General features: G+C 45.7%; 10 protein-coding genes. 8 read left to right on the plus strand and 2 right to left on the minus strand.

Annotation, left to right across the window (positions count from 1 at the left end):
- Positions 1-14 precede the first annotated feature (14 nt).
- The 3 genes from glgX to AYW76_RS01295 are packed head-to-tail and all read left to right on the plus strand — an operon-like array spanning position 15 to position 4,362.
- The gene (glgX, locus tag AYW76_RS01285) at positions 15-2,045 is read left to right on the plus strand and encodes a glycogen debranching protein GlgX (protein WP_067214815.1); all 2,031 of its coding nucleotides are present in this window, start codon (positions 15-17) and stop codon (positions 2,043-2,045) included.
- Between the two features lie 50 nt (positions 2,046-2,095).
- Positions 2,096-3,367, plus strand: a complete 1,272-nt coding sequence (locus AYW76_RS01290; RefSeq protein ID WP_067214817.1) for a response regulator — start codon at positions 2,096-2,098, stop codon at positions 3,365-3,367.
- Positions 3,368-3,387: 20 nt separating this feature from the next.
- Entirely contained in the window at positions 3,388-4,362 is a 975-nt protein-coding gene (locus tag AYW76_RS01295) for a serine/threonine protein kinase (protein ID WP_067214820.1), read from the plus strand.
- On the opposite strand, the gene AYW76_RS01300 is transcribed toward AYW76_RS01295, so the two are convergent.
- Together AYW76_RS01300 and AYW76_RS01305 are read right to left on the minus strand one after the other, a co-directional pair.
- The gene (locus AYW76_RS01300; protein WP_067034444.1) at positions 4,324-4,728 is read right to left on the minus strand and encodes a VOC family protein; all 405 of its coding nucleotides are present in this window, start codon (positions 4,726-4,728) and stop codon (positions 4,324-4,326) included. The two genes, AYW76_RS01295 and AYW76_RS01300, sit on opposite strands and share 39 nt — an antisense overlap.
- Entirely contained in the window at positions 4,721-5,047 is a 327-nt protein-coding gene (locus tag AYW76_RS01305) for a GIY-YIG nuclease family protein (RefSeq protein ID WP_231872517.1), read from the minus strand. Before AYW76_RS01305 ends, AYW76_RS01300 begins: the two co-directional genes overlap by 8 nt.
- 273 nt (positions 5,048-5,320) lie before the next feature.
- Here AYW76_RS01305 and AYW76_RS01310 point away from each other — a divergent pair, with 273 nt between their 5' ends.
- The 5 genes from AYW76_RS01310 (at position 5,321) to AYW76_RS01330 (ending at position 13,202) form a co-directional block, all read left to right on the plus strand.
- A complete protein-coding gene (locus tag AYW76_RS01310) occupies positions 5,321-6,673 on the plus strand; it encodes a TolC family protein (protein ID WP_231872518.1) in 1,353 nt (450 codons plus the stop codon).
- Positions 6,670-7,839, plus strand: coding sequence for an efflux RND transporter periplasmic adaptor subunit (locus AYW76_RS01315; RefSeq protein WP_067214827.1), 1,170 nt, complete (start codon positions 6,670-6,672; stop codon positions 7,837-7,839). The genes AYW76_RS01310 and AYW76_RS01315 overlap by 4 nt, the downstream gene beginning before the upstream one ends.
- Positions 7,836-10,994 carry an efflux RND transporter permease subunit gene (locus AYW76_RS01320; protein WP_067214829.1) on the plus strand — a complete coding sequence of 1,053 codons (3,159 nt, stop codon included), beginning with the start codon at positions 7,836-7,838 and terminating at the stop codon, positions 10,992-10,994. Before AYW76_RS01315 ends, AYW76_RS01320 begins: the two co-directional genes overlap by 4 nt.
- A gap of 175 nt (positions 10,995-11,169) precedes the next feature.
- Positions 11,170-11,430, plus strand: a complete 261-nt coding sequence (locus AYW76_RS01325; protein WP_067034454.1) for a DUF4212 domain-containing protein — start codon at positions 11,170-11,172, stop codon at positions 11,428-11,430.
- 5 nt (positions 11,431-11,435) lie between these two features.
- Complete coding sequence (locus tag AYW76_RS01330; protein WP_067214833.1) at positions 11,436-13,202, plus strand: sodium:solute symporter family protein; 1,767 nt, start codon at positions 11,436-11,438, stop codon at positions 13,200-13,202.
- Positions 13,203-13,219: the final 17 nt, after the last annotated feature.

Genomic DNA, 13,219 nt, shown 5'->3' on the forward strand with positions numbered 1-13,219 from the left:
ATAAGGAACAAAGTATGACTCGCAACTGGCACACGCAAGAAGGATTCCCTTTGCCTCTAGGGGCCACAGTAACGCCAGGAGGAGTCAACTTTGCCGTCTTTTCAGAGCATGCAGAGCAACTCTATCTATGCCTCTATAATGAAGCTGGTGATGAGCTTTCTAAATTACCTTTTACTCATAAGCAACGCGGTATCTGGCATATGGAAGTCCTCGATGTTCACGAGGGACAACATTATGGGCTCCGTGCTGAGGGGCCATTTGACTTAGAAGCGATGCACCTATTCAATCCAAGTAAGCTACTCATTGACCCTTATGCAAAGCGCTTAAGCAGTCGTTTGGTCTTTCATGATGAACAAATCACGCTGACACCTAATGGTCAATTAGACACCCGTGACTCTGGCGCTTGCGTCCCAAAAGCCATTGTCACAACTTCTAGTCCGAGCAAGCATTCACTCACAGCGAAACCAAAAGCCTCCGCAAGAAGCCTTTACGAGATGCACATTAAGGGGTTCAGTCAACAGCTCGATATTGACGCATCTCTTCAAGGCACTTACCTTGGAGCCTGCAGTGAGTCAGCCATTAATCACTTGACCTCATTGGGCATCTCAACCATTCAGCTAATGCCGTGCTTCGCCTTTGCTGATGAGATCCATTTACAAGAAAAAGGCCTGTCTAATTATTGGGGTTATAACCCGATCAACTTCTTCACGCCTGATGATCGTTATGCCATATCTGACGCAGTGGAAGAATTTAAAACGATGGTGGCAACGTTTCATAAGGCGGGTTTTGAAGTCATCCTAGATGTGGTTTATAACCACACGGCTGAAAGCGAGTTAACGCATGGGACGACCTGTTACAGAGGACTCGATAACAGCAACTACTACCGCCACATCCAAGGTCAGTATCTAAACTTTACCGGCTGTGGCAACTGCGTTGATACTTACCACCCAGCCACCGTTAGACTGGTCTGTGACAGTATGCGCTATTGGGTAGAAACCATGGGGGTGGACGGTTTCCGCTTTGACTTAGGTGTCGACTTAGGCCGCGAGCAGCATGACTTCTCGCCTAATGCACCCTTGTTGCAAGCCATCTTACAAGACCCTGTTCTAAGCCAAACAACATTAGTGATGGAGCCATGGGACATCGGTCCAAACGGCTATCAAGTGGGGCATTTTCCACGTGGTTTTATCGAATGTAACGATAAATACCGCGATACCATCCGACGCTTTTGGCGTGGTGATGCCAACACAATACAAGAATTTGCAACCCGTTTAATGGGTTCTAGAGACCTGTTCCACAAGGGTCACAAATGCGCGTTGCATTCGGTTAACTACATTACCTATCACGATGGGTACACGTTACGCGACCTTGTGTCATACCATCGTCGTCACAACTTAGACAACCGAGAAAACAACCGTGACGGGCATACTGATAACATCAGTCAGAACTTCGGTGTTGAAGGCGAGACGAACGATGTACGCATCAGAGAAGCGCGTCTTACTCAACAAAAATGCTTTATGGCCACACTCCTGTTTAGCCAAGGCACGCCTCATATATTAGGTGGCGATGAGTTGTCACATTCACAAAACGGCAATAACAACGCCTATTGCCAAGATAACGAAATCACTTGGTTAGGCTGGCACGATAGTGAAGAACGGCAAGTACTCAGCAACCTTATTTCCGAAGCATTATCGTTAAGACAACAGTATCCTGTTTTAGCTGAAGCCCTACTTCCAGACGATCCTTTATATCGACATAAAACGGCTGATGACATCGGCTGGTTTAATGAATTTGGACAGTCTATGAGCCTCGATGACTGGCAACATCCAGAACGAGATTACCTATCGGTTCAAATGATTGAGTCATCTAGCAACACCAAACTTTGGTTGGTATTTTATCGAGAGGATCAACCTATCAAGGTCCGCACACCAGATGGTTATGAAATAAAAAGCGTGCTATTTTGTACTGATAACAATGTTCAAACCCAACAAAATGAGTTCGAACTGACTAGACGCTCAGTGTTATTGATTGAACTTACCTCTTAGTAGAACGAGTTCCTTCTGATTTAAGCCGAGCCATATGAGAGAGGCGACACGTGGCAGAAGTAAGCATTCCTGATTTTAATAACCTTAAACCATCAAACGAAGGGGCGAGTAACGCTTCGGTTGCGAATAAACGTGTATTAATCGTCGAAGACATCGGTGAGATGCGTCTCATGTTGAAATCCTTAATGACCAGTCTTGGTTACAGTAAGATTGAAATTGAACCTTCAGGTCAGGCTGCTTTAAAACGTATTTTAGAGGGACGTTACGACATTGTTCTATCAGATTATAATTTAGGTGGCAGTGTCGATGGTCAGCAGCTTTTAGAAATCACTCGTAAAACATACTCGCTAGATCATTCGACCATTTTTATGATGATCACAGCCGATACCGCTTATGAAGCCGTTGTCAGTGCTTTAGAATATCAACCGGATAGTTATTTAGTTAAACCCTTCCCACCAGAATCTTTTATGCGCCGATTGGGGCGTGTGATTAAACAAAAACAAGCATTTCATAACTTAAATCAAGCTCGCTTAAATGAGGACTGGGACCAAGTTATGGAAGAAGCTAAGTATGTTATGAGTAAGCATGCTCCCTACGCCAGCCTTTGCTTAAAATCCATTGGTGAAGCGTTATTTGCAAAGGGCGAGTACAAACAAGCTAAAACGCACTATATGCTGATTACTCAAAAACATAAAAATCTCGCATGGGCTTATTACGGTATTGCCCAATGTGAAATGGAAATGGAACAATACGCTGGCGCCGCTAAAAACCTTCAAACGACCATTAACCTTAGTAGACACTTTTTATCGGCTTATGACCTGCTAGCAGATGCCTACGAGAAACTTGAAGATTTAGAGCAAGCGCAAGCGGTTTTACGCTCAGTTCTTGAAGTCTCCCCACGATCTCCAGAGAGAAGCAAACGTATGGGGGATATAAGCGCAAAACTAAACGACTGGTCTTCAGCGGAACAAGCGTATGGTCGAGTCATTAGAGTTAGCCGCGACACGATTAATGAAACAGTTGAGATGTATTACGATCACCTCCAAGCCATTACCAATTTAATAAACTCTGGCGAAGAAGGTAAAACACTCAATGACAAGTTTAAACGCTCATTAACGCGCTTACGTATTATCGGCAAAGCGAGCCCAGTATCGGTCACTAACTCGTTTCGCATCGAAGTACAGCAGTACGTAACACGTAATCATATGGGCGAAGCCATAAAAACTTGGCACAATTGGAATCGTCTAATTGCCGATGGTAAAGCATCGCCCCTATCAGAAGGTCAAGAATACTCGCTTAAAAAACGTCTAGGCCTACTTTAACCCCTTTTTGAATGAGTAATATGGCCACTTCCAGCGACCACCCTTACAGTGCATTAACGCCCGACACCATTATGGATGCAGTAGAGTCAAAAGGACTTTACTGTGATTACCGTTTGTACCCTTTAAACAGCTATGAAAACCGCGTTTATCAAGTCGGCATTGAAGACTCTACGCCTCTTATCGCTAAATTCTATCGGCCACAACGATGGTCTAAAGCGCAAATCCAAGTCGAGCACGACGCCTTACACGCACTCGAAAAAGAGGACATTGCAGTCGCTGCCCCCATCACTCTTGATAACGAAAGCCTGTTTGAACATAACGGCTTTTACTTTTCGCTAACACCCAAGATCATAGGTGACTCACCTGAAGCAGGGGATTTAGACCAGTTATTTCAAATCGGTGAGTTGATTGGCTCAATGCACGCGGCGTCGGTTGACTGGACAACCGATGCAAAGCCTTTCATAGATTCCTTACAGCGCGTTAAACAAGCTAAGAAGAAAGTCGAAGCATGCCCTTTTGTACCGAAATCGATGCGTGATGGATATGAGAAAGTTGTCGTATCTCTCGGCAAAAAAATGGAAACGATGTTAAAAACGCACTCAACGGCCCGTATTCGATTTATTCATGGGGACTGCCACCGCAGCAACATCATCAATGATCAAGGCCGCTTAACCTTGGTCGATTTTGATGACTGCAAAATGGGTTACGCAGTGCAAGATTTATGGTTACACATTACGGATGCCTCGGCGAAACAAACACAACTGAGCGAACTTATAGAAGGCTACGAAAGTTTTTGCTCATTTGATGCTCAAGAGCTGGATTTAATTGATGTCATGATGGCCGAGCGCCATATTAGTTATACGGCGTGGATTGCTGAACGCTGGAATGACCCCGCTTTTCCTGCCATTTTCCCTCACTTCATTGGCGAAGACTTTTGGCGCCAACATTTGCATGACCTAAATGATATTGTGGCTCATTGGGGAAAATGGCGCTGATTCATTACTCGCTGCTTCCGAGCTACAAATCTGTATAAGGTTGTTATCTGGGTCATTGAACGTGAACAATACGAAGCTACCACGATCAATTGGCCCTTCTAACAGCTCGATGTCGAGCTGTTCAAAATGCAAAATAAGTTGTTCAGCGGTTAAATCGCTTAACAAAGAGAAATGTGCTGCACCTTCTAATGCATGATGACGCATTTCTTGCCCAATGCTTTGAAATACTAGCTTCTCTTCACCTAATAACACGCCATGTCCCTGCTCACTGGGCAATAACTTCAACCCCAGCACGGTTTGATAAAAGGCCAAGGATTGATCAATATCCGCGACGGTGAGCACGACTGAATCAAAACGTCTAATCATTTATATTACCTTCCATTTCTGACGCCCTATCACTCTTATCGACATCCGCTTGAGCAAATAATTCAGGGAATATGCACGTGATACTGGTACCGCCTACGACTAACTTATCTTTGGTCGTACGAGATAAGCGTTTCACTCTGTATTCGAGTTGCATAGCCAATTGCTTATGACAGACCTGCTCATACCAAACTAATGTTAAAGGCGCTTTGCCTTTTAAAAATCGTGCACCTTTACTTCCGCCAGCTTGATGTTCTTTAAAGCGGCGCTCAACATCTTTCGTGACACCCGTATACAAGGTGTTCTGACACGTTTTAATCATGTAAATATACCAAGGTAAACTCATTTTAAAAGTGTACTCACACACCAAGTTGATAAAAATATTTGCTATGCCGAGAGGCACTTAACTCATGGTTATTAAACTAATAGTCAGAAAGCATGTCTATTCATTACAGAGCTGTTTACACTGCTAAGTTGTGTTATGTAAATCTATGAAAAGTGTCTAGTCTTTGTGAAGGTCATCCTTCATATTCCTGTTGAATCTACCTAAATAGTACGGAAGCCTAACCCAGTGTTCTCTTCGAGACTCATTTCTTTGCTACTTACAGCCATTTTAAGTCTTAGCTTAATCGGTTGTAGCGTAACGCCTTCTGAGCAACAGAGCCATTCTCAAAACGCGAATAACACCTTAGCAGCTGAAAACCAACAACTGTTCAATCGCGGCCTAAGTACTCAACAAACAACAACGTTATTAGACTTAATACCAGACCCAATTCTTTTGAATTTAATAGAGCAGGCACTCAAAGGCAATCCGAGTCTACAAAGGACTGCATTGTCACTCGAAGCCAATCGGTTATCTGTAAACGTCTCGCGCGCAAACCGTTTACCTCAAGCCAATGCCAGCGTATCGGCTAATCAAGTGGAAAATAGTGATACGCGTTACTCTAGTAGTGTCAATATAAGCTGGCAATTGGATGTTTGGTCCAAGCTTGCCGACGCCGACAACGCCGCTCAGAAAAATCTTGCTAGCGCCCATGAACTTTTTCGAGCCAGTCAGGCGACACTTGTCAGCAGCGTCATGAAAAATTGGTTGCAGCTTGTCGCCAATCAACATGCAATCTCGATTGAGAAGAAGCGTTTAGCTTTGCTGGAAACTAACGAGCGCTTGATTGTACAGCGATTTCGAAATGGCTTGGGAACGTTAGAAAATCTAGACGAAGCTAAGACTGCGACGTCTCAATCCCGAGCATCGCTTGCTCAATATCAAGAAGAATTCGCCAGCAGCAAACGAGCACTACGCCTATTAATGGGCTCAAATCAAACGGAGCCGTTTACTGTTCCAAAGAATTACCCTTCGGTTTGGCTAGATCTCAATCGATTGCCGATACAAGACTTAAGTCAGCGCCCTGACTTACGTGCCGCTTATCTGAGCATTGAAGCCGCTGATTTGGAGACCAGTGTCGCCTATAAAGATATGCTTCCATCGCTTAGTCTGAGTGCCGCATTAAGCGATAGCGGATCGTCATTGCGAGACGCATTATTTGTGTCTCCTATTTGGTCTTTGCTTGGACAACTTAGCGCGCCGTTATTTCAAGGTGGCCGGTTAAAAGCGAACTATAAAATCGCGCAATTAGAGACAGCACAAGCCTATCAAGATTACCGTGAAACACTGTTAACGGCCGTGAACGAAGTGGAAAATACACTGGGTCAAGAGCAAGTACTCACCCAACGCCGACAATATCTGCAAGCCGCCCTCAACAGTGCAGAGAGTAATCGCCAACAATACGAGCAAAAATATCGCTCCGGAATTGTTGCACTGAACGATTTAATCAGCGCGCAACAGGCCGTGTTTAATCTTCAAGCACAACTCGATACCTTGTTATTTCAGCAACTGAGTAATCGCGTGGATTTAGGCCTCGCTTTAGGACTAGGAATCACCCAACCATGAAACGTTTTTTTCCTTGGATTACCCTAGGTCTTTCTATCATCGTGTTAGCCGCCGTTTACGTTTACATCAGTGCCGCGATGCATAAACAGGACGCCTCTTTTAGCCGGCAACGTCCGCCGGCTCAAGAAACGCCCTTAGATGTCAGTGTCATTACAGTCAATGTTTCGTCTCATGCTGCGGCCATCGGTGCGGTAGGGATTGCTCAACCGCATCAAAACCTGACACTCACCTCTCAAGTCAGTGGCGAAGTCATGACACTTGCGGATCAATTTGAAATCGGCTCTCAGGTTAAACAAGGTCAAACATTATTAACGTTAAGCAATATTAGCCTAAAATCTGATCTAGCCAGTGCGCAGAATCAGTTAGCCAATGCGGCTCTGGCATTGAAAGAAGAACAGCGTCAAGTCGAACAAGCCAATGCAGAATGGCGCGCAGCGGGACTTGACGGCGATCCGGCTTCGGACTTAGTACTGCGAGCACCACAATTAGCCTCCGCAAAAGCGGATGTCACCGCCGCAAAGGCGGCATTAGCGCTCGCAAAAGACAACGTTGAAAAACTATCTATTAAGGCCCCTTTTGACAGCATTGTCGTTTCCAAGGATGTCTCTCTTGGCAGTTACCTAAGCAGTAACACACAAGTTGCGACGCTATACAGCACAGGTCGTGTCATGATCAATATTGAATTGAGTTTGCAAGATTGGCAGAAACTGCCCGATGCGCAGACGTTAATAGCAGAGAGGTGGCCCGCCACCGTTCAATCGGTAAACGGTCATAACACATGGCAAGGCTATGTCAAACAAGCAGGGTTTCATGTGGATTCAGCCTCAGGATTACGCAGTTTATTTATCGCCGTAGATCGCCCCCTCGAGCAAACACCTGCACTACTGCCAGGCAGCTATGTCAAAATTGCGCTCGAGGGAGCCCAGCAACAACGCCTTTGGCAACTGCCAAATTCCGCACTCAGCCAAAAAAGCCAAATTTGGTATATTGACCAAGATAATCGCTTATCGAACTTTGATACAACACCGGTATTCGTAGACCAAACGTCTGTCTATATTGAACCGCCTGCCGTCTTGCAAAACACTCCGCAACAAGTACTGACACACCCTTACAACAGTTATTTGACAGGGATGTTAGCTAACCCGCTACAGAGAGCGACGCAATGAATTCTGAACAAGCCAGAGGTATTATTCCTTGGTTCGCGAACAACCCAGTTGCCGCTAATTTATTATTAGTTCTGGTCATTGCGCTGGGCGTTATCAATATGGACAGCCTAAACCGAGAAGCGTTTCCAAGCTTAACGCCAAATGAAATCTCGGTCTCCATTCGTTATGACAGCGGCTCAGCCCAAGCCACTGAAGAAGGTGTTTCAATTCCAATGGAGCAAGCACTCCAAGATGTACTGGGTATAAAATCCATCACCACGACATCAAGTGCCAGCAGTGCCAGTGCTCGTATTGAGATGCAAGATGGCTATGATATTGACGAATTAATGGATGATATTAAAGACGAGTTGGACCAAGTTACGTCTTTTCCAGATGAAGCTGACCCGCCTGTCGTCAGTAAAGCCATGCGTCAAGAACACGCGATTTGGATTCAACTGTATGGTGATTCGGACCGACGGACATTACAAACATTAAGCAAAGAGCTCGAATCAGACTTACTTGAACAGGCGAATGTAAATTCTGTCTCTATCTCCGGTTGGCTGGATCCCACCATGCTTATCGACGTTGATAAGACAAAGCTTGAAGCCTATGGCTTAACCTTATCGGACGTAGCGACTGCAATTAACAGTGAATCCAGTCCTGCACGTGTGGCCACTCTTCGTAACGAAGACCTTTACTTGCATGTTCGCGCGTCTTCTCAAGCATACGTCAAACAAGAGTTTGCTAACATTCCTGTTCGTACGTCTAATAGCGGTGCTGTATTACGCCTAAAAGACATCGCTACCATTACCGATGCCTTTGATGACGAAGATTTTATGCTATCTCGTTTTAACGGCGAATCGAGTTTAGCATTGCAAGTACTGACAACAGGCCGCGATGACATCAGTAAATCTGCCGAAGCGGCCAAACAGGTGGTTCAAGAATGGCGACAAAGCGGGCGCTTGCCACAAAGTGTGTCATTAGACACTTGGTACGACCGCAGCGAATCCATCAACAGCCGTTTGTCTCTGATGATCAAAAACGCCATCACAGGGATTGTGCTGGTATTCATTATGCTGGCGATATTCTTGAACTTAACCGTCGCTTTTTGGGTAGCGATGGGGCTGCCCTTTATTTTCTTCGGCACCCTATTTGTAATGGGCTTGGACAGCATCGCGCTGACGCTAAACCTGTTTACCACTTTTGGCTTTATTATGGCGCTGGGGATCGTCGTCGATGATGCCGTGGTGATTGGCGAAAGCGTCTACAGCGTTCGTTCAAAAGAAGGTGACACACTCGCAAACACCATAAAAGGCACCATGCGCGTGGCCGTCCCCACCTTGTTTGGTGTTTTTACGACGGTTGCTGCATTTTGGGCACTATCGAATATAGAAGGACGACTGGGACAGCTATACGCTCAATTCGCCGCCGTTGTTGCCATTTGTTTAATCTTGTCTGTTATTGAGTCTAAACTCATCTTGCCGGCTCATTTAGCCCATCTGAATACACACCGGAAAGCGCGTACCAATCTATTGGCTAGAGGATGGGGCAGCATTCAGAACTCAGCTGATGCGGGCTTGCAGTGGTTTAATCACCGCATCTACGCCAAGCTGATACATCATTCGATCAACCATCGTTATGCTGTCTTAGTACTCTTTATTACGGTATTCGCCTTAGTCATCTCAATGCCCTTTACGGGTGCCATCCGCATGAGTTTTTTCCCGAATATACCTGGGGATACCATTCGTGCCAATGTATCGATGTACAGTGATGTGAGTTATGGTCAAACACACCGTGTGCTTACCTTACTCGAACAAACCGCACGTGCAACGGATGAAACCCTACGCAAGGGTTCCGATGCGCTCGGCATAGAGCATTTACAAGTCACCGCCAATGGCGATCAATCAGGCCGACTACGTGTCGAATTAGCGTCCTCAGCCCCCTATTCCGCTGCAGAGTTTGCTCGTACTTGGCAATCGTTATCGGGTTCACCGGAAGGGGTAAGCAATCTGCGAATCAGAAGCTCCTGGCAATCTATTGATGCCCTACGCATTGAGCTTCGCGGCAGCGACAACACGGTACTAGAAGGTGCCATGGAAGAACTGACCAACAAACTAGGTAGCGTCTCTGCGGTTCGAGGTCTAGAGCAAAGTGATTCAGCCACTGAGTCTCGATTGGTATTACGGCTAAACGATCAAGGTCGCGCCTTAGGATTATCGACCAATACGCTAGCGGGTCAGATCATGAGCAACTTTGATGGGCAGGTGGTCCAGAAATATCAGCGCGACAATGCGGAAATCGAAGTTCGCATTGGTTATCCGGATAACCAAAGAGAAAGCCCGGCGAATATTTTAAACACATTGGTGACTTTAAACGATGGTACGCGCGTGCCACTCGACTCGGTGGCGACGCTAAGTCAAGAAACCGCTCAAACGAAGATCACTCGCATCGACAGCAAGCGCTCTATTTACTTGTCCGCCGAAGTAGATAAAGACTTGATGTCGGCGACAGAAGTCGTGGATTACTTAAAGAATGCCATCGAACCTGAAATGAATCAGCGCTTCCCATCCGTAGACATGTATTACTCTGGTGAAGCTGAGGAGCGTGAAGAAACAGAATCGTCTATGGTGCAAATGTTTGCTATCGCCCTGTTGATTATTTACGGGTTGTTGGCCATTCCATTAAAATCTTACAGCCAGCCCATCATCATTATGATGGCCATTCCGTTTGGGATTGTTGGCGCATTACTGGGTCATTGGTTTTATGGTTTAGCGCTGGGTATTTTCTCGCTCAATGGGATCATTGCCCTGTCAGGCGTTGTGGTCAATGACAGTCTATTGCTTACCGCTCGCTTTAATGAGTTGCGCAAAGAGACAAAGCACTTACGCAAAGCCATTATAGAAGCCTGTCAAAGTCGTTTGCGTGCCGTATTGCTCACCTCAGTCACGACTTTTGCGGGGCTAATTCCGATCCTTGGAGAAACATCAAGACAGGCACAAGTCATGGTCCCCGCTGCCATATCCTTGGCCTACGGTATTCTCTTTGCAACGGTAATTACACTGGTTTTGATTCCTGTATTATTGATGATTCAAGAAGACTTCAAACAGCTCTTACGTCGAATCAAACCTCTGCTGTCAAATGACAGCCGCGAATCGACTTCTGACTCACCAAAATAGTACTAAACAGCTCCCATGATAAAAGCGCCAGCCCACACCGTGGACTGGCGCTTTTTATTGGCTAAAAACATTTCAAATTGCTGTTTTTATGCACTCTTCGACTAAAGTCTCAATTCTTCTTTACATCGTCACTGCTACATTCAATGTGCAAATAAAAATAACAAAGGAGTCGACGATGTCGGATCATACTCAAAACCAAGAAAACTACTGGAAGGCGAACGTCAGATTGATATTTGGCTGTTTAATCGTATGGGCACTTGTCTCGTACGGTTTCGGCATTCTGCTTCGTCCAATGCTATCAGGGATTGAAGTCGGGGGGACTGATTTAGGATTCTGGTTTGCTCAACAAGGCTCAATTATCAGCTTTATTGTCCTAGTGTTTTTCTACGCATGGCGTATGAATAGCCTAGATAAAGAATTTGGACTTGAGGAGTAATGACCATGAGTCAATTCACGATTAACTTGTTGTTTGTAGGGGCATCCTTTGCACTCTACTTTGGTATCGCGATTTGGGCACGCGCAGGCTCAACAAAAGAGTTCTATGTTGCTGGCGGTGGTGTCCATCCGGTCATGAATGGTATGGCCACTGCAGCTGACTGGATGTCTGCGGCATCCTTCATTTCCATGGCTGGCTTAATTGCAGCAGGTGGTTACGCCAACTCTACTTTCTTGATGGGTTGGACAGGTGGCTACGTATTGTTGGCAATGCTGTTGGCTCCTTACCTACGTAAGTTCGGTAAGTTCACTGTGCCTGATTTCATCGGTGACCGCTTCTACTCAAGAACAGCGCGATTAGTCGCTGTTGCCTGTTTGATTGCAGCGTCTGTGACCTACGTTATCGGTCAAATGACGGGGGCTGGCGTTGCGTTCTCTCGCTTCCTTGAAGTAGACAAAGATACCGGCTTGATCATCGCTGCTGTGGTTGTATTCTTCTACGCTGTATTAGGCGGTATGAAAGGTATTACCTACACACAGGTTGCGCAGTACTGTGTATTGATCGTAGCTTATACGATTCCAGCGGTCTTTATCTCGCTTCAACTGACGGATACATTCATTCCAGCCATTGGCCTATTCTCTGAGCACACTCAGTCCGGTATGCCTTTGCTACAAAAATTGGATGAAGTCGTACGTGAGCTTGGTTTCAGAGACTACACCGCTGATGTAGACAATAAACTGAACATGGTTCTGTTTACTTTGTCACTTATGATCGGTACAGCAGGTCTACCTCATGTCATCATTCGTTTCTTTACAGTGCCTAAAGTGGCTGACGCTCGTTGGTCTGCTGGTTGGGCACTTGTCTTCATCGCGTTGCTTTACCTAACTGCACCAGCAGTGGCATCTATGGCTCGCTTGAATCTTATGACGACTATTTACCCTGATGGCCCAACAGAAAACTCAATCGCATACGATGAGCGTCCTGATTGGATCCAAACGTGGGAACAAACAGGTCTAATCCAATACGAAGATAAAAATGGTGACGGTCGTATTCAGTTCTACAATGACACACCTGCCTTCGCTGAAGAAGCTACGGCACGTGGTTGGGCTGGAAATGAGCTAAACGTTAACCGTGATATCTTAGTATTAGCAAACCCTGAAATTGCTAACCTTCCTAGTTGGGTTATTGGTTTGATTGCGGCAGGTGGTTTAGCCGCAGCGCTATCAACGGCAGCAGGCTTACTATTGGCTATTTCGTCTGCTATTAGTCATGATTTAATCAAAGGCTCTATCAATCCTGATATAACCGAGAAAGGTGAATTACTTGCTGCACGTGTGTCTATGTTCTTTGCCATTATTATTGCAACGTATTTAGGTATGAACCCACCGGGATTTGCGGCTCAGGTCGTCGCTCTGGCGTTCGGTATTGCAGCGGCGTCTATCTTCCCTGCGCTAATGATGGGTATCTTCTCAAAACGTGTAAACAGTAAAGGGGCGGTGTTAGGTATGCTAGCGGGGCTAGGCTCTACACTGGTATACATTTTCACGTACCTAGGTTGGTTCTTCATCCCTGATACAAATACACTTGCGAATACGCCAGATAACTGGTTATTCGGTGTGTCTCCGTTATCGTTCGGTGCCATCGGTGCAGTCATCAACTTCGCAGTTGCGTTCCTTGTTTCAAGCATGACAGAAGACGTTCCTGAAGAAATTCAAGAACTTGTTGAAAGTGTTCGTTACCCTAAAGGGGCTGGCGGCGCTGTCGACCATTAATTGTTAGCCTTGCTGAC

This window comes from Marinomonas gallaica, assembly GCF_001639745.1.
In the GTDB taxonomy this organism is placed as follows: Bacteria; Pseudomonadota; Gammaproteobacteria; order Pseudomonadales; family Marinomonadaceae; genus Marinomonas; species Marinomonas gallaica.